This window comes from Planktothrix pseudagardhii (assembly GCF_904830925.1).
Lineage (GTDB): Bacteria > Cyanobacteriota > Cyanobacteriia > Cyanobacteriales > Microcoleaceae > Planktothrix > Planktothrix tepida.
Window position 1 is genome coordinate 3,480,955 of sequence record NZ_LR882967.1, and the last position, 16,794, is coordinate 3,497,748.

Sequence of the window (16,794 nt, forward strand, 5' to 3'; positions counted from 1 at the left end):
ATTTTAATGTGATTTTTGAGGATATCCCGATCAATTTCAGCTTCTAACAGAGAAAATCTTCTAGGGATTTAGATTGTATTTTTGCCCGGATAAACTCGACTGTCGGGCCGCCTCAGCCACTTTTAGACTATATAAACTGGCTTCTGGTGTTACATAAAGGGGGGTTCCTTGGTAGAGACAATCTAAAACCATTTGGGTATCTTTAACAAATAATCCCCGACGAGAAGCAACTTCAAGGGTTTGAATGGTATCGTTTTGAATCAGTTGGCCCTTTTCGGGGGTAAAAATTAATGTTCCCTGTTCTCCATAGAGGGTAAACGTATTTTCCGACTGCCAAAAAACCTCCCCTTTACCATAAACCGATTCTCCCAGGATGCCATTATTAAAGGTTAACTGGGCATGACATAAACAAGCTTTGTACAGATCCGGTTCAATCTCCCAATATTGATTTTGACAGTTAACACTGGCTACGGTTCCAAATAAATCCGTAAACCGATGCAAACGGGACAAAGCTCCACTCAGGGGAAACCCAAATAAAGACGGTTGATATGTCCATTTCCGAGAGGCTGGATGTTGGGGGTTAAACGTGACATAGCGAACATAAAATACTTGACCAATAGCTGCTAGGGATGCTTTGATTGCGTTGTGCAGTCCCCCCAAAAGTTCAATATGTTCAACATGGAGGAGTTTATTTTTCTCTTGGGCGAGGGTAATTAAAGATTCTGCTTCCTGGGGATCTAAACTCAGGGGATATTCGACAACGACGTGTTTACCGTGTTCTAAGGCGTGACGAGCAATCTGGCCATGATCTCGATTAATTGTACAAATCATGACTAAATCGATATCCGGTCGTTGGACTAAATCTGTCCAAGATGCCGATACTGTCACATCAAATTCTTGACTCAACGCAAGGGTTGAAGCGGAGGTATGACCCGAAATGGCCACAAGTTGCGATCGCTCATCGGCCTTTAAGGCTGTTGCTCGCATTTTTGCTGCATATCCTGTCCCAACAATACCCACTCCTAGGGGTTGAGAAACCTTACCCCAAGATAAATCTAAAGATTGACTCATGATCACCAACTCCTGATCTCAAATATTCATCCGACTTAATACCCTACACCCACTTAACCAGCAACTAAAACCCCATCTGTCCCATTCTCCCCTGGTTTCTCTAATCTGCTCTTCTCCCTGGGACACAAAGACTAGATATAAGTAATCAAGATGTAATTAGAAAAATTTATAATAAATCCCTTTCAAAAGGTCGCTTAACAAGGTTTTACATTCTTCACTTTTTCTTCTAATATCGAGAGGTAAAATAAATCGGCGATGCAAACGAAGGCTAATTAACGCTTTTGATTTGCATAAGTGATTTTTATAGTTTTGTCGAAATTCACGAGAGGATCACTACATGGCTACTTACAAAGTTACTCTGAAAACTCCAGATGGCGACCGCGAGATTCAAGTCCCCGAAGATGAAATCATTTTAGATATTGCAGAAGACGAAGGAATAGATCTGCCCTATTCTTGTCGTGCTGGTGCTTGCTCCACCTGTGCAGGTAAGATTGTCTCTGGTACAGTTGATCAATCTGATCAGTCTTTCTTAGATGATGACCAAATTGAAGAAGGATGGGTTTTAACCTGTGTTGCTAAACCGACTTCTGATTGCACGATCCTGACTCACCAAGAAGGTGAAATGTAATCCTTGGGTTAGGGTTCAGAGTTTAAGGTTGACCCATCTGACTCAACATTAAGCTTTGATCTCCTAATGGGCAAACGACTTCAATGAATTGAAAGGCTGAAGTCAAGGTCTAGGGAAGAAAAATTGAGAGTTTGGACTGCCACTGACCTAACTTCATGCCTTTCTCAGAGCCTTGATCTGAGATAATTCTAGGGTCAATCATCAACAGGTGAACTATAAGCAATTAAGATATAATTATAAAAAATTATAATAAATCCCATTCACAATTTAGGTTAATCCTGTTTTACATCTTTCACTTTTTCTCTTAATATCAAAGGGTGAAAAAAATCTGTGATGTCAACAAAGGCGAGTGAACGCTTTGGTGAAGCCTAAGAGATTTTTCAAATTTTATCGAAATTTATGAGAGGATCACTACATGGCTACTGTTTATAAAGTCACACTGAAAACTCCAGAAGGCGATCAAACCATTGAAGTCCCGGATGATGAGTACATTTTAGAAGCTGCAGAAGAACAGGGGCTAGAACTACCGTCTTCTTGCCGTGCGGGTGCTTGTTCAACCTGTGCAGGTAAGATCGAATCAGGTACAGTTGACCAATCTGATCAGTCTTTCTTAGATGATGACCAAATCAAAGCAGGATATGTTTTAACCTGCGTTGCTTACCCCACTTCTGATTGCGTCATCGAAACTCACAAAGAAGACGATTTATATTAATGATGAGTTTTTGATTCCAAGTTCAGCGTTATTGATATCTTTCAACGTTGAACTTGGAGTTTTTGTTATTGTCCCAACTGCATCACAGTATTAAACGGTTGTAGTTGGGTTCCAGGGAAGTAAAAGTTTAAAATTTCCTCGCTTGACCATCCCAATTTAGCCAAGTGATAAGAACCCGTTTGACTCATACCCACCCCATGTCCATAACCACCCCCAACAAAGACGTAACCTTTCAAGGTTTTGTTGGGGTTGTAAACCGGATCAATATAAAATAACGTGCTAATCGGGGGTAAAAAAGCACTTTGGATTTCATCCTTAGAAATTTCCAAAACGCCTTGATCTGTCGTTACCGTCATTTTCAAAACTCGTCCCGTTTGCGATCGCTCTACAATTTCAATTTTTTGAACTTTTTTAAAATTGGCATCAGGCAGATTGCGCCGTTTCAAGTAATACCGCAATTGTTCTGCAATGGATTCTAAAGTTGTTTCTTCTCGCCAGCGAAAATCATATTCTCCGGTTTCATTAAATCCCTTTTGCAAATTCATAAACCGTCGAAAATTCGGTTCTGACGCTAAATTTTGTTGAGATAAATCCCAAATTTTATTCGGAGCATCAATAATTCCTTGTAAATAAGGTCGCGGTTCCCCATTCCAAATATCATTATAATTAGCAGTAACTCCCCCACTGGTGGAAAAATACACCGCATCCGTCAATTGATTGTTATAGGTTAAAACTAAACCACTCGTAACATTAATCGCTTGATCCGTACTGGGATAAACTTCCGTTAACCCTTTATACACTTGACAGTCCGTATTAGCACAGAGATGATAATTATCCGCTTCAAATCGTCGCAGATTTCGTAACGCATAGGTTCGCGCTAAAACCGCTTGGGCTTCGATAGACGCCTCCGGGGGCCAAGCTCCAATTTCATGTGGCACGACACCCCGTAAATAAGTCTCTAATGGCACGTTATTAACCAGGGTGTAGGTTCCGTAAGCATCGGGTTGCAGTTGTAAACTTCCCCCATAAACCAGAGGTTGGGGATCATTCGGTTTTTGACTCACTTGAATCACATTCTGGGGGGTTGTAATCTCCAGTTGATTACGGTTGTAACGATATCCTGCGGTTGTCCAATAGGGGGTACGTTTTTGGGTGAGAACTTGAGTTTCCAAACTAGGGATTTTATGACCTTGGGCTTGTAAACTATCGATTAACCAACGTCGCAGCAGGGGGGTATTATAGACGCTACGTTTCGCCCAAACTTGCCAGCGATCCGGTTGAGCTAATTCTACTTCTAAACCGAGCGATCGCCATTTTTGAGCATCTTCTTCAGCATTTTCATAGCTGCGGTGGGTACTCAAAACCACCCTTTCCTCAACTTTAGGTTCAGGGAGGGGTTCAACGCCGATTTTCAGGATCACCGTCTCCGTATGCAGTTCTTTGTCTCCTTGGGGCGTTTGAAACTCTAGGGTTAAGTGATCTCCCGGTTGTGCTTTGAGAATGAGTTGATCGGTGGGTTTTTTGCCAAAGTGTTGCACTACACCGATTTTTAACGTTGGGTTGGTGTTTTGAGCTTGGGGGTCTGGGTCTTGGGCGAGGGTGGGAATGGGAGAAAAAACGAGTAAAGAAAAGAAAATTAAGCTGGAAACGGTAAATTTTGCTGACTGAGTGCTTGTCCGAGATAAAAGTTTTGAAGTTCTCATTGATGTTGGGAAAATTAAAACAATCTGGTATTGAGTCTTGAGTCGTTCAAGTTGATGACTATGGTAGCAGGTCAGTTCGTTGTTCGGGGAAAGGATGAGGGTTGATTTAGGAATAAGCTGAGAATTGAGTCAGTTTTATTCAAAGTTGAAATTTTTCCATTTACGATCAAGAGTTTTTACTTCAAAAAATAATTTTATACTGTCTCGTTCTTGTTGATTACAATCACTTCTCAGTCGCTCCATGAAAGGATTGCTTATCCTTGCGTTTGCCTCTTTAACCATTCTGTGCATTCGTTTTGCTAATTCATAAATAAAATTGTTCTTGAAAATTATATTTTTTCCTGCAAAATCATTTAACCTTTGTACTTTTTGTGCATCTGGCTTAGTGAGGGTTGCAGCAGTATGAACAATTGAATGTCTTAATTGCCAAAAACATTCTAAATCTTTTTTATCGTCATTTGAGAAAAAATCAGTTTGAAATCCGAATGATTTCATATATTTATTGACTATTTCAGGATTGTGCCAATCTTTTAACGTATCAGCTAATATAATTCCTGTTGTAACTGCACTTTCTCCTCTATATCCAAGTAAATGAATTGACTTAATTTCTAATATTCCTTGTTTAAAACCTAAGTGATTAAAAAAATGATCAGCCTTGAAATCTTGTAAATATATAGTTTTTTCAAAAATACCAGCAAATAAATACTTTTGATACGTTTCAAAGTGTCCCATTAAGAGTGCTAGTGTAGAATTTATAATATGCTGCGTTCTAATGTTGCTCTCCCGAGTCAAATTCGCAGGATTGTTATAGTTATTGGGGAAGTTGTTTTTACAATATTCAATAGAGTCTTTTGCACTGACACAGAACTTCAGAAATGCGCTTGCAGGGCAATTAATATATTCATCATGTGTTGGATGACCTTCAACTGTATCAGAATTTGGGAATAAATAATTTTCTACTTCAAACATACTATATCTCTTGTGTCTGGGTATATAGATTTATTATATTACAGCTTATAGACTGAATCATTATTAAGTCTCAATCATGTCAATCTTGACAAGACAATGTAATTGCATTACCTTAGAAATACAGTTTAATCCATCGGTTTAGAGGTCGCTATGACTGTAAAACCCGCCCCATGCTCAGAATCTACTCTCACAGATCGTTATCAGACTACAATTCCTGAGCCGATTCGCAAAGCTCTGGGCTTGAATAAACGTGATAAAATTTGCTACACCCTCCAGTCTGACGGTCAAGTCGTCATTTCTCGTACTGACACAACAGAAAATGATCCAATACTTGGAGAATTTCTGAATTTTCTAGCACAAGATATTAAAAACAATCCTCAGCACTTAGAAACACTTAGCTCTGATTTAGTCAACCGTGTTCAGTCGTTGGTTTCTGATGTTGATCTGGATCTGGATGCACCACTTTTGGATGAGGATGAGTAAGTGTGTTTGTCAATCAACCGCTTGTCATTAATGGGTGGAATCTATTTGCTCATCCTCTATTTCTTAACCAGTTTGAAGAACTTCTGACCCAGGTTGAACAGTTGCGCCAGAAGTATCCTCAAGACTACAAAAAGAAAAATGCTACAAAGCGTCTAGCTGCGATCGCAAAGTTAGCATTTGATACTATTCCTCAAGATCCAACCCGTAGCGAGTATCGTCAAGGGAGTACCCTTGGAGATGATTACAAACACTGGTTTAGAGCAAAATTTTTTCAACAATATCGGTTGTTCTTTCGATTTCATCAAGAAAGCAAAATAATTGTCTACGCTTGGGTTAACGATGAAAACTCTAAACGAGCTTACGATAGTAATACAGACGCTTATCGAGTTTTTAAGAAAATGCTTGACAGTGGCTATCCTCCTGATAATTGGGATGATTTACTCAAAGAGGCAACTAGCGAAACGAATCGTTTGGAGAAAGCAGCTAACATAGAGATTTAGTAAGGTGGAAATATAAAGGCAAATATGGATTAAAAATCTGATGCTGAACCTCTTTAGAAATATTAATGCCATTATCAGCAATCGCAATTTCCAACCAATGGTTTAAAGCGGTGGTAGCTCTCAGAAAGAAATTGATTTCTTTTGGAAAATTATTCATTGCTAACCCTGATTTACCTGAACGTTTGGCAACAGATGCTGCTTTTAATACTCCTGATTTTGCAACGTTTTACGGCAAAGGAGATCAGAATTTAGAGAAAGGTTACACCGATTATCTATTTTTAACGGCGAGTTAGCAAGGGTAATTATAAGACCAATTCTGTTAAAATCTGGCTATCCTTGACCTTTCAAGATCAAAGATACCGGATCAAATTAATATTTGGGAATTAACGATTACTTCTAGGGGTTTGTTGTTGCCATCCTATCCATCGAGGATAACCCTTTGCATCCCGTAATTGTAAGGTTTGATTTCCTTTTTTAATTTCTCCGACCATTAAAGTTTGTTGTCCTCCCCAATTCACTCGCGTTCCTGTCACTTCTAAAACATCATTGGGTTTAATTTGAAAGTTTTGTTGTTCTAAATACCACACTGGCCCAACATGAATTCCGAGGGTTTCTGTATTAGTTTTAATGAGTAAATACATCCCGTGAGGCATTCGATTTCCACGATTTCCGCCTTGTATTTCAATTACGGTTCCTTGAATTGTTTCTACACGACTTGGATCATACATTGAACGGGAATATTGACCTTTTCCCCCGGAAGAATTTCCCCACCAACCTTGACCCATCATGGGATGATTTTGCCCAATCAGTTCGCGACAGGGGGGATCAACATCATTGTCCTCTGTAAGATTTTGCTGGGAAGAATTGAAGTTCGGCTGTGCAAATAAAGGATGGGAATAACCCAGAAAAATCAACGCAATACCTGTGGCGATCGCAAATCCTTTAATCTGAGTATAAGATCGGTTAATTTTCATAGTCTATTTCCTCTGATTAATTTAAGACTTCTATTAATAGTTCTAGTATAAAGTCTCCAGTAACTAGAAAGTCTAGTCAAGTTTGGAAAACTTTAGAAAAAATAGCAAATGTTTATAATCTAACCGGAAAATTATCCTGATGCTTTTCCTTTAGAATAACAGACAAGAGTTGCAGTTGGTTTCAGGGGTAATCGAATCGTAAAAGTGCTACCGATTCCGGGCTGGCTTTCCACCTCAATACTACCACGATGCGCTTTAACAATAGCTTTAACAATGGCTAATCCTAAGCCTGATCCTCCGGTTTTGCGAGAGCGATCGCTATGTACCCGATAAAATCGATCAAATATTCGAGATTGTTCGGTTAAAGGAATACCAATTCCTGTATCTTTGACTTGAATAATCGCTTGTTGATGACTAGAATATAAACAGAAAATAATTTGCCCTTTAGAGGGAGTATATTGAATCGCATTAATGGCTAAATTAAAAATAACCCGATAAAGTTGTTCCTCATTTCCTAAACTATAAATCGGTTGTTTATCAGTAATTTCTATTTTTAAAGATAGGTCTGCATTTAATACCATTGCAGCAAGTTCTTCTTGAGCATCACTGATTAAATCATTTAAACAGCATAATTTTTTAGAGAGGGATATGTTTTCTTGATCCATCCGAGATAATAATAAAAGATCTTGAACTAATTTAGATAATCGATGATTTTGCCGTTCTACGGTTTTTAACGTTTCTTTGGCTTCGGTTTCGGTCAAAGGGTCGAGTTTGATTGTGGATTCTACGGTCGCACAAATAGCGGCTAAAGGTGTTCTTAATTCGTGGGCTGCATCGGCGGTAAATTGTTGAATTTGTTGGTAAGAAGAATAGATAGGTTGCATGGCTATTCCAGCTAATTTCAAACTTGCAAACCCTACTAATATTAACGCTAAAGGTAAACCTATGACTAAAATTAAGGTTACAACATTCATATATTGATCAAAATCTTGTAGCGATCGCCCTAATTGTAAAATTCCCCAATTTTGCTGATTTCGAGTATGTAAAATCAACGAATATTGACGATAGCGAATTCCTTTTTGATCTGTAAAGGTTTGCCAAACTTCTCCCCTAACATGGGGCGATACATCGAGGTGATGGGTTCCGGTAAAGGCGACTAAATCCCCTGAATTATTAAATAAATGAATTAAATAATAATGATTATGATAGGGAGCTAACCGATGAAACTCTTTGCCCTTTTCATCAAGAATAGGTAAGCAATTAACTTCTGAGTTTGGATAAGTTAAAATATCATTTTTATTGGATTTATTATGGGGATAATAAGTAAAAATAAACTGAATATTATCACTTTTTTTAGAGTCTATAAAACATAAATCGGGAATAATTCTTAAAACATCCGGTTCTAACTGTCCGGGTTGTTTTAAAACCGTTTCTAAACTATCATGTAATGCGCCAGCAACGGATTCTATTTCTCGATCTAAGGTAATCCAATGAGCATGGGCGATCGCTTCATAAACTCCTAAACCGCAAATACTAAGAATCACTCCCATCACCCCAGCATAGTAACAAGTTAAGCGTAGTTTTGTCCGTTTAAACAGTGAGTTTTGATTCATGAATCATTATCAATTAAAAACCGATATCCTAAACCATAAACCGTTTCAATCAAATGATCACAACCGATTTCTGAAAGTTTCCGTCTTAGTAAGCGAATTTGAGCCGCTACAACATTACTTTCCGGTTCAGATCCGACTTCCCAAAGTTGACCCAAAAGTTGATCACGAGTAACAATTTGGTTCGGATGTCGTATAAAATAGTCTAACAGTTGAAATTCTTTATTCGTTAAACTAATGGTTAAAGGATGAGCAGGATTTTTGTGATCAGAAAATGTATAAAATTGATAATCTAAGATAAAATGATTTAATTGTAATTTTTGGGGTTGAAGTTGAGGAGAACGCCGTTGTAAAGCGCGTAAACGCGCTAATAATTCTCCCATACCAAAAGGTTTCACTAAATAATCATCCGCCCCAGCATCTAACCCCATAATTTTATCCGATTCCGTATCTTTTGCTGTTAAAATTAAAATCGGAATAAAACTACCTTTGTGTCGAATTTTTTGACACAATTCAATTCCCGATAACCCCGGTAATAACCAATCAAAAATCGCTAAAGTGTATTGTGTCCATTGATTTTCTAAATAATCCCAAGCTTCTATCCCATCCTGAACCCAATCTACAACGTAGGCTTTTTGGGTTAATATGCGTTTAATCGCTTCTCCTAAATCGGGCTCATCTTCCACTAATAAAATTCTCATGGGTTACAATCCCTAAAAGGATATAAAATTTTTTCCAGTATAACCCACAAGAATAGTGTTATGATTCGCCGACGTTCAACCCCTTGGATTCAGCAAAAATCCAGATTTATCATTGCTAGTCTCGGAGCCTTTGGTGCAGTAATTACTGCCTATTTAACCTTTGTTAAACTAACAGGGGGAACTGCGGCTTGTCCCGTCACAGGTTGTGATAAAGTTCTGGAAAGTCCCTATGCGGTTGTCTTTGGTTTACCTCTAGCTTTGTTTGGATTTTTAGCGTATACAATCATGGCTGGGATGGCTGTTTCGCCTTGGTTAATTAACCCAGAAACGCACAAAAGTTTAAGAACAAAAACCGAAGATTGGACATGGCTGTTGATATTTGCTCAAGCGTCCGCCATGATGGTTTTCAGTGGCTATCTCATGTATTTAATGGCATTTGTCATTAAATCTTTATGTATTTATTGTATTGCTTCTGCTGTTTGTTCAATCAGTTTATTCGTTTTAGCTTTATTAGGTCGAGATTGGGAAGATCGAGGTCAACTCTTTTTTCTTACCGTTGTTGTGGGAATGATCACATTAATTGGAACCTTAGCCGTTTATTCCCCCATTAATAGCCCTCGTGCTGAAAAAAGTCCCTTTAATATCACAACCACTTCTAACCCGGCAAATATCGAACTGGCTCAATATTTAACGCAGTCTGGAGCAAAAATGTATGGGGCATTTTGGTGCGGTCACTGTCATGAACAAAAAGAATTATTTGGTAAACAAGCGGTGGAAAAATTGCCTTATATTGAATGTGAGAAAGGAGGGAAAAATCCTCAGCCTGATTTGTGTAAATCTAAGAATATTCAAGGCTATCCGACCTGGGAAGTTAAGGGTCAAATGTATTCAGGAGTCCAAAGTTTAGAAAAGTTAGCAGAGGTTTCAGGATATCCTGGAACTCGTGATTTTGGTTCGCGTTAATAGACATAAAGTAGAGACGTGCCTGGGCGGAGCCATGCCGTAGGCTTTTGGCGCGTCTCTACAAGAACCTATTGTGTGAAAATGCGAGTTAAATGAGATGAAAATCCTGAATAGCTTGGGATTTTAAGCGTTTATTTTTGAGAAGCCATTTGAGTTTGCAGTTGTTTTTTAGCTTCTTTGAACTGAGTCGCTAACTGCTCTTGTTCACTGGTTGAGAAATTGCGCCGAATTACAGCAAAGACATCATTTTCTTCCTCACGAGTATGGTGATTTACCATATCTTTGACTTGTTTAATTTTATCTTTGAACAGTGCGGACGTTGGACTCAAAGATTTAAGTTCTTCTAAAACCACTTTCAACTCAGCTTGTTCATTATACAGATTTTGAGTATCATCATAGAAAGAACGAACTTGAGGATAAAGGACTTGTTCTTCAGCTTCGGAATGGACACTTAAATCTTTGTATAATTGTCCGAAATATTCTTGAATTTTTTGAGAATCATTGCAATTTTCAATTTCAGCAATTAACGTTTTAGCCTTCTGATGATCCATCCGAATTACATCTTGAATATTCATATCGGACTTATCAGAACTTTGGGTAACAGCACTTCCCATCACCCCAGATAAGGCTGCAATCGCATCTTGAACTCGTCCCCAAATACTTTGATCAGGAGCTTGACCCGTTAATTCTTGGGTTCCTAAATATTCTAAAATTCCTTTGAGTTTTTCTTGATGAGCGCGGTTTTCAAAGTTAACTGTATTTAAAGGTGTAATAGCAGCTTCCACATCAGCACCGACCACTTGAGCCGCTTTATGAACCAATAAACCAGACATGACTTGTCCATGCTTCAGCAGTTCATGTTGAGCCACTTTTTCATAGAAAGTTAAGTCAGATTTGTTCATCATCTCTTTGGCGAGATCAATCATTTTCGTGGCTTGTTCTTTCGGTTGAGATTGAATGCCATATTGGGTAATAACGGTATCAATGATGCCAATATTTTTGTTGTCATCATCTAACATTTCTTGGAATTGTTGACGAATTTCAGGAACATTACACTCCCGAATAAACATCTGTTCTGTTTCGATTAACAGTTGTTGGACAGATTTCATGGTTGCCAGTTTTTGACCAATTGCTTCCCGTTTTGCATCCGTTAAAGTCGTTACCATGTTGTGTTCTCCAAACTTCTAAATTTCATTTTCATAGATTCTAATTTTGCATAGAAAAAAAAGGAATTCCTCATCCATAAGGCAGATCTAATGTTCAAGTTTTTACAAATGGATTGTTCAGTTTGTTTTAAATAACAACCGAAATCAGATTTTCAGATAAAATCCTTCAATATTTCGTAATTTCCCAACAGATAACTAATAACTGCCCATTACCCCTTCCCTTGTTACTTGAGCACTCTGGTTGCATTAAAGATTGCCAGTAGTGCCACTCCCACATCAGCAAATACTGCCTCCCACAAGGTTGCTATCCCAATCACACCCAAACCGATAAACAACCCTTTAATTCCCATTGCCAGTACAATATTCTGCACCACAATCTGGCGAGTATTTTTAGCAACTTGAATCGCCTCCGCTACTTTAGACGGAGCATCCGTCATAATCACCACATCCGCCGTTTCAATTGCTGCATCTGATCCCAATCCTCCCATCGCCATACCGATATCCGCCCTAGCAATCACAGGCGTATCGTTGATGCCATCCCCGACAAACGCAACTTTGCTGTTTCCAGATCGACTCAGCAAAGCCTCAATTGCCTCTACTTTTCCTTCGGGTAACAATTCAGCCTTATAGGAATCTACACCCAACTGCTCTGCAATGCTTTTAGCAACAATGCCGTTGTCACCCGTCAGCATCACTGTATGTTCAACACCAACAGCTTTAAGGTCTTGAATTGCTTTAACGGCATCGTCCTTAATTTCATCGGCAATTAAAATATAGCCTGCATAGCGTCCCTCAACAGCGAGATGAACAACAGTACCCTCAACATTGCAGGTATCGTGGTCAATGTTTTCTCGATGCAAAAGCCGATCATTTCCGGCGAGAACAACTTGATTGTTCACCGTCGCCCGAATGCCATAACCCGCAATTTCTTCATAGTTCGTGACATCGGCATCATCAATGGGTTGACCATAAGCTTCTCGAATTGATTCTGCAATTGGGTGGCTAGAATGGGATTCAGTTTGAGCCGCTATCTTCAGCAGTTCTAATTCGGAAAAATTGTTTTGAGTTACAATTTTCGCCACTTTAAACACACCTTTAGTTAAGGTTCCAGTTTTATCAAAAACAACGGTTTTAACTGCTGTTAGAATATCCAGAAATATCGAACCTTTAACTAAAATTCCTCGTTTAGCAGCGCCTCCAATACCACCAAAGTAACCCAAAGGAATACTAATAACGAGTCCGCAGGGGCAGGAAATTACCAGCAGAATTAGGGCGCGGTAAACCCATTCCGTGTGAGTTGCACTGGGAATGAAGAGTGGCGGTAGAAGGGCTACAGCTAGGGACAGAACAACGACAACGGGGGTGTAATAACGAGCAAATTGGGTAATAAATTTCTCAGTTTCTGCTTTTTTGCTAGTCGCGTTTTCAACTAAATCGAGAATTTTAGCAATGGAAGATTCCCCAAAGGGTTTGGTGACTTGTACAGTCAGCACACCCGTTTGATTAATCATTCCTGCAAGAACGACTTCTCCGACCTTCACTGTCCGGGGAACGGATTCTCCGGTTAATGCTGAAGTATCGATTTGAGAATAGCCTTCGAGAATTTCACCATCTAAGGGAATCTTTTCTCCAGGTTTGACAATAATAATATCCCCCACATTAACAATTTCTGGGGAGACTGCTTTGAGAGTGCCATTGAGTTTCAGATTAGCCGTGTCGGGGCGAACTTCCAGCACAGATTTGATAGAACGACGAGAACGACCCACTGCGTATTCTTGAAACAATTCTCCGATGCGGAAAAACAGCATAACGGCGACGGCTTCAGGAAGTTGATGAATGGCGATCGCCCCGACCGTCGCAATGGTCATCAAAAAGTTCTCATCAAACACCTGTCCCCGGAGAATGTTCCGTCCCGCCGCTTTTAATACTGTTGAGCCACTGATCAAATAAGCGGGAATGAACACGGCATACTCAGCAATGCTGTAGGGTGTATGGTGAAGTGGCTGTTCAAAGACTATTCCTAGCACAAGCAGGACAACTACTCCGAACACGGGAATCAGTTCTTGTTTCAGGTTAAACTCCCCTGAGCCGTGATGATGGCTGTGGTCATGGTCATGGTTATGGTTATGGTCATGAGCCTCTGGGCTGATGATGGTGAAGCCTAGAGAGATGACGCGATCACGGATTTCCTGTTCACTCACCTGCTTTGGGTCATAGGTCACACTTAAACGTTCCGTCGCCACACTCACAGATATATGTGCCACACCCGGTATTTTCTGTACACCTGCCTCGATCTTGGCTGCACAGCTACCGCAATCCATACCACCGACCTGCATCTGTTGAGTTTTCACCGAAGGAGTTTGAGTCATTGCTCGTTTGCTGAATTAATCGTAATGATCAGCATTGTAGTCAAATTCTTGAAAGATCTGAGCCGTTTTTTTCTAATAAAAATGATTCTCATTCTAAGCTGCTTAGGTCAATCAATTACATTGATAGGAATTAGTTATAATTAAACTAACGTCTAGGTCAATAATGTTGAGCCAATGAAAGCTCTACATCAGAGAACGTTGTGAGGTGAAATTATGAATCGTAAGTCTATTTTCTACACATTGATGATTGAACTTCTAACGGGTGGTACTGCCACAACTTTAGCCTTAGTCCTCGCCTTTAAGACCTTTTCTCAGACTTCTCAAGCCTCACCGATTCCTTCTCCATCGACTCAATTTCCTCAAGCCGTTCCTGGGATGGGGGGGATGATGGGGCAACCGGATCAACACTTCACCGTGATGATGATTCCCCATCACGAAGGAGCGATCGCAATGGCAGACCTAGCACTTCAGCGATCGCAGCATCCCGAAATCCTTACCCTTGCCCAATTCATCAAAGACAGTCAAACCCGTGAGATCGAGAAGATGCGAACTTGGTAAAATGAGATTTGATGGCATCAGGTAATTCTTCTAAACTTTGATAGGGCATTAATTCCCCCTTCTCTTCCTAAAATAAACACTATTTACCACCAAATTCGATTTCCATTTTCATCCATCCTAGCTTGACGAATAACATCAGAAATTTCTTCCGCATCTCTAACATGATGAAGAGCTTTTCTTTCTCCATCAGGATATTCAACCATAAAATAAGTCGGAACAACAATATGATCTCCGGTAATATCTGGAGCATCCACCGCAACTTGTTTAGCTTTTTCAGCTAAGGTTTTAGACTCATCAATCCGGTCTCCAGGATTAGCTGTGAGTGTTTTTCCATTTTTTTCTAACTCTTCCTTTTGCCAACGTTTTTGTTGAGGATCAACTTCCTGAGCATTCATCGGTTGTTCAAATTCTTTTAAATTCGCTCTAGGTTCAGAATCACGATTCATTTTAAATCTCCTTATATAATTTTTAAACCTATTTATACTTTAATTAGTCCTACCTCTAACCTTCATCTTTCCCTAGGAATAACCTAAACAAGTTCTACAATTATTGAGCAAAAATTGAGGTTTGGAGATCAAACGTGAAAATCAAAAACCCGATTTCTTCAAGAAACCGGGTTTTTATAATTAATAGACTCTCACAAACTTTAACTTCCTAATACCGAATTTGTAATGGATTTAAGCGATTGATAAGCTTCTGTCAAAGTTTGAGAAACGGGTTGTTGATGGTGTAAAAATACTCTGGCACAATTGCGACCCGGTAAGCCAGAAATTGAACCACCTGGATGGGTTCCTGCTCCGGTTAAAAATAGCCCTTTAATGGGAGTGTGATAATTAGCGATTTCGGGTAAAGGGCGGAAGAACATCATTTGTTCTAAAGTCATATCAATGTGATAATAATTGCCATTAAAAGCTCCTAATCTTTCTCCTAATTCTGCCGGACTTTCAACTCGACGAGCAATAATTGATTGTTTTAAATTCGGAGAATAGTCCGCTAATTTATCTAAAACTCGATCCGCCACTTTATTCTTTAATTCATCTGTCCAACCTGTTCCTTTTAATCCCGTTCCTTCGGCTCCCTCAATTTTATAAGGGGCAAAAAATTCAATCCAAAGGGTATGTTTTCCTTCAGGAGCCATCGTTGGATCAAGCATTGTTGGAACCACAACATACATCGAAGGATCAGCATCAGGAATTTTGCCTAAAGTAGTATCATGGTGAGCAATTTCCACCTGTTTAACGGAGTCTGCAATTAATACAGAACCTATCAAATATTCGTCTCGATGATCATGATGTTCAAAACGCAAAGGTTCCGATAATGCACAATCAATTTTAAGAATAGTTTCATTATTATTAACAATCCGCCGTTCTAACCGTTCTCGCAATTCAGAATCTGCATCATCGACATCCGCAGCATCCATTAAATTCAAAAACAAGCGTTTAGCATCAATATTAGAAATTACCCCTTTATTCGCTCGATATTCTTTGCCATTGGCGACTCTAACTCCTATCGCTTTTCCATCATCAACTAATACTTTTTCAACGTGTTGATCCGTTAAAATCATACCGCCATGAGCTTGAATTAAATTTAATAAGGCTTGAACTAATGCTCCTGTTCCGCCTTTGGGTCTTGCCATTCCTGGATGGTGTCGCATGGTCATCATCATCGCACCGACGGCGAGATTTTTTTGTGAAGGAGGCGTTCCTAATTCTGAGGCTAACCGAGCTAAAGGTGCTTTGAGAAATTCCTCATCAAACCATTCATTTAATAAGTCCTCAGCACTGGTTAACATGGTTCGAGCAAAATCCAGAGCTTTTTCGGGAGAACCCAGAACAGAAAACAAATCTTTCAGTTTACTAATATTGTAATTTCCAGCAATATCAATAACAGATTGAGGAGGAGCGCTAAAAATTGGAATCGCAGCATTAATAAACCGTTGCCAAAATCCGACAAAATCTCGATATTTAGCGGCATCTCTGGAGTTATATCGTCCAATTTCAGCACAGGTTTCTTCAATGGATTTATGAGCTAAAAAGTATTTGCCATCAGGATGAGGACAAAATACAATCGGATCACAAAATAAATATTCTAAGCCATATTTATGCAGTTCTAATTCCTCCACTACTGGCCCTAAATGAATAAATTCATGATCAATCGCACACAGATTAAATTTAAACCCTGGAGCTTCTTGGGGAAGGGCTTCTTCTGTGGTAGCTGCTCCCCCAGGAACAGAACGTTTTTCGAGTAATAAAACACTGTATCCTGCTTTTAAAAGATAGGAAGCACAAGTTAAACCGTTGTGACCTGCTCCAATAATAATAACGTCGTAAGTTTCCATGATTAATATCTTTGTGTTGAAGTTTTTTGATAGAATTATAGGGGGGCAT

17 protein-coding genes are annotated in these 16,794 nt (G+C 39.3%); 7 read left to right on the forward strand and 10 right to left on the reverse strand.

The genetic code is table 11. The annotated features are described in order from the left end of the window. Positions 1 to 60 precede the first annotated feature (60 nt). Positions 61 to 1,071: a Gfo/Idh/MocA family protein gene (locus tag NMK36_RS14695; RefSeq protein ID WP_254174049.1), complete on the reverse strand. Its 1,011-nt coding sequence runs from the start codon at positions 1,069 to 1,071 to the stop codon at positions 61 to 63. A 337-nt stretch (positions 1,072 to 1,408) separates the two neighbouring features. On the opposite strand from NMK36_RS14695, the gene NMK36_RS14700 reads away from it, so the two are divergent. Both NMK36_RS14700 and NMK36_RS14705 read left to right on the forward strand, forming a co-directional pair. After that, positions 1,409 to 1,699, forward strand: coding sequence for a ferredoxin (locus tag NMK36_RS14700; protein WP_072716819.1), 291 nt, complete (start codon positions 1,409 to 1,411; stop codon positions 1,697 to 1,699). Positions 1,700 to 2,114: 415 nt separating this feature from the next. Then, on the forward strand, positions 2,115 to 2,411 hold the full coding sequence (locus NMK36_RS14705; RefSeq protein ID WP_072716820.1) for a ferredoxin: 297 nt from the start codon (positions 2,115 to 2,117) through the stop codon (positions 2,409 to 2,411). 65 nt (positions 2,412 to 2,476) lie between these two features. Here NMK36_RS14705 and NMK36_RS14710 read toward each other — a convergent pair whose 3' ends face one another. Continuing rightward, positions 2,477 to 4,114: a SpoIID/LytB domain-containing protein gene (locus NMK36_RS14710; RefSeq protein WP_254174050.1), complete on the reverse strand. Its 1,638-nt coding sequence runs from the start codon at positions 4,112 to 4,114 to the stop codon at positions 2,477 to 2,479. Positions 4,115 to 4,249: 135 nt separating this feature from the next. Next, positions 4,250 to 5,083, reverse strand: coding sequence for a hypothetical protein (locus NMK36_RS14715; RefSeq protein WP_254174051.1), 834 nt, complete (start codon positions 5,081 to 5,083; stop codon positions 4,250 to 4,252). A gap of 150 nt (positions 5,084 to 5,233) precedes the next feature. Here NMK36_RS14715 and NMK36_RS14720 point away from each other — a divergent pair, with 150 nt between their 5' ends. The 3 genes from NMK36_RS14720 (at position 5,234) to NMK36_RS14730 (ending at position 6,359) form a co-directional block, all read left to right on the forward strand. Continuing rightward, the gene (locus NMK36_RS14720) at positions 5,234 to 5,566 is read left to right on the forward strand and encodes a type II toxin-antitoxin system PrlF family antitoxin (protein ID WP_026786336.1); all 333 of its coding nucleotides are present in this window, start codon (positions 5,234 to 5,236) and stop codon (positions 5,564 to 5,566) included. 2 nt (positions 5,567 to 5,568) lie between these two features. After that, positions 5,569 to 6,066 (forward strand): type II toxin-antitoxin system YhaV family toxin, encoded by a 498-nt coding sequence (locus tag NMK36_RS14725; RefSeq protein WP_072716823.1) that lies wholly within the window; start codon positions 5,569 to 5,571, stop codon positions 6,064 to 6,066. A gap of 65 nt (positions 6,067 to 6,131) precedes the next feature. Beyond that, a complete protein-coding gene (locus NMK36_RS14730) occupies positions 6,132 to 6,359 on the forward strand; it encodes a hypothetical protein (protein ID WP_026786334.1) in 228 nt (75 codons plus the stop codon). A 90-nt stretch (positions 6,360 to 6,449) separates the two neighbouring features. Here NMK36_RS14730 and NMK36_RS14735 read toward each other — a convergent pair whose 3' ends face one another. The 3 genes from NMK36_RS14735 to rppA form a co-directional block, all read right to left on the reverse strand. Further along, positions 6,450 to 7,040, reverse strand: coding sequence for a hypothetical protein (locus tag NMK36_RS14735; RefSeq protein WP_083579834.1), 591 nt, complete (start codon positions 7,038 to 7,040; stop codon positions 6,450 to 6,452). A gap of 131 nt (positions 7,041 to 7,171) precedes the next feature. Beyond that, entirely contained in the window at positions 7,172 to 8,653 is a 1,482-nt protein-coding gene (gene rppB, locus NMK36_RS14740; RefSeq protein WP_254174052.1) for a two-component system sensor histidine kinase RppB, read from the reverse strand. After that, positions 8,650 to 9,351 carry a two-component system response regulator RppA gene (gene rppA / locus NMK36_RS14745; RefSeq protein ID WP_254174053.1) on the reverse strand — a complete coding sequence of 234 codons (702 nt, stop codon included), beginning with the start codon at positions 9,349 to 9,351 and terminating at the stop codon, positions 8,650 to 8,652. Before rppA ends, rppB begins: the two co-directional genes overlap by 4 nt. Before the next feature lie 60 nt (positions 9,352 to 9,411). Here rppA and NMK36_RS14750 point away from each other — a divergent pair, with 60 nt between their 5' ends. Beyond that, complete coding sequence (locus NMK36_RS14750; RefSeq protein ID WP_254174054.1) at positions 9,412 to 10,314, forward strand: vitamin K epoxide reductase family protein; 903 nt, start codon at positions 9,412 to 9,414, stop codon at positions 10,312 to 10,314. A gap of 131 nt (positions 10,315 to 10,445) precedes the next feature. On the opposite strand, the gene NMK36_RS14755 is transcribed toward NMK36_RS14750, so the two are convergent. Both NMK36_RS14755 and NMK36_RS14760 read right to left on the reverse strand, forming a co-directional pair. Continuing rightward, a complete protein-coding gene (locus tag NMK36_RS14755) occupies positions 10,446 to 11,480 on the reverse strand; it encodes a hemerythrin domain-containing protein (RefSeq protein ID WP_072716828.1) in 1,035 nt (344 codons plus the stop codon). A 224-nt stretch (positions 11,481 to 11,704) separates the two neighbouring features. Then, a complete protein-coding gene (locus NMK36_RS14760; protein ID WP_254174055.1) occupies positions 11,705 to 13,849 on the reverse strand; it encodes a heavy metal translocating P-type ATPase in 2,145 nt (714 codons plus the stop codon). A 213-nt stretch (positions 13,850 to 14,062) separates the two neighbouring features. Between NMK36_RS14760 and NMK36_RS14765 the strand changes: the two genes are divergently transcribed. Then, positions 14,063 to 14,407 carry a DUF305 domain-containing protein gene (locus NMK36_RS14765; RefSeq protein ID WP_245824124.1) on the forward strand — a complete coding sequence of 115 codons (345 nt, stop codon included), beginning with the start codon at positions 14,063 to 14,065 and terminating at the stop codon, positions 14,405 to 14,407. An 83-nt stretch (positions 14,408 to 14,490) separates the two neighbouring features. Here the strand turns inward: NMK36_RS14765 and NMK36_RS14770 are convergent, their stop codons facing one another. Both NMK36_RS14770 and crtO read right to left on the reverse strand, forming a co-directional pair. After that, positions 14,491 to 14,853, reverse strand: coding sequence for a hypothetical protein (locus tag NMK36_RS14770; protein WP_072716831.1), 363 nt, complete (start codon positions 14,851 to 14,853; stop codon positions 14,491 to 14,493). Positions 14,854 to 15,053: 200 nt separating this feature from the next. Beyond that, positions 15,054 to 16,781 carry a beta-carotene ketolase CrtO gene (gene crtO / locus NMK36_RS14775; protein WP_281250283.1) on the reverse strand — a complete coding sequence of 576 codons (1,728 nt, stop codon included), beginning with the start codon at positions 16,779 to 16,781 and terminating at the stop codon, positions 15,054 to 15,056. Positions 16,782 to 16,794 lie beyond the last annotated feature (13 nt).

Coding starts and splice junctions, on each gene's coding strand:
- NMK36_RS14750 (WP_254174054.1), top strand. CDS start 9,412: ATGATTCGCCGACGTTCAACCCCTTGGATTCAGCAAAAATCCAGATTT.
- NMK36_RS14705 (WP_072716820.1), top strand. CDS start 2,115: ATGGCTACTGTTTATAAAGTCACACTGAAAACTCCAGAAGGCGATCAA.
- NMK36_RS14715 (WP_254174051.1), bottom strand. CDS start 5,083: ATGTTTGAAGTAGAAAATTATTTATTCCCAAATTCTGATACAGTTGAA.
- NMK36_RS14710 (WP_254174050.1), bottom strand. CDS start 4,114: ATGAGAACTTCAAAACTTTTATCTCGGACAAGCACTCAGTCAGCAAAA.
- NMK36_RS14760 (WP_254174055.1), bottom strand. CDS start 13,849: ATGACTCAAACTCCTTCGGTGAAAACTCAACAGATGCAGGTCGGTGGT.
- NMK36_RS14730 (WP_026786334.1), top strand. CDS start 6,132: ATGCCATTATCAGCAATCGCAATTTCCAACCAATGGTTTAAAGCGGTG.
- NMK36_RS14700 (WP_072716819.1), top strand. CDS start 1,409: ATGGCTACTTACAAAGTTACTCTGAAAACTCCAGATGGCGACCGCGAG.
- NMK36_RS14695 (WP_254174049.1), bottom strand. CDS start 1,071: ATGAGTCAATCTTTAGATTTATCTTGGGGTAAGGTTTCTCAACCCCTA.
- NMK36_RS14735 (WP_083579834.1), bottom strand. CDS start 7,040: ATGAAAATTAACCGATCTTATACTCAGATTAAAGGATTTGCGATCGCC.
- NMK36_RS14770 (WP_072716831.1), bottom strand. CDS start 14,853: ATGAATCGTGATTCTGAACCTAGAGCGAATTTAAAAGAATTTGAACAA.
- rppB (WP_254174052.1), bottom strand. CDS start 8,653: ATGAATCAAAACTCACTGTTTAAACGGACAAAACTACGCTTAACTTGT.
- NMK36_RS14755 (WP_072716828.1), bottom strand. CDS start 11,480: ATGGTAACGACTTTAACGGATGCAAAACGGGAAGCAATTGGTCAAAAA.
- NMK36_RS14765 (WP_245824124.1), top strand. CDS start 14,063: ATGAATCGTAAGTCTATTTTCTACACATTGATGATTGAACTTCTAACG.
- NMK36_RS14720 (WP_026786336.1), top strand. CDS start 5,234: ATGACTGTAAAACCCGCCCCATGCTCAGAATCTACTCTCACAGATCGT.
- rppA (WP_254174053.1), bottom strand. CDS start 9,351: ATGAGAATTTTATTAGTGGAAGATGAGCCCGATTTAGGAGAAGCGATT.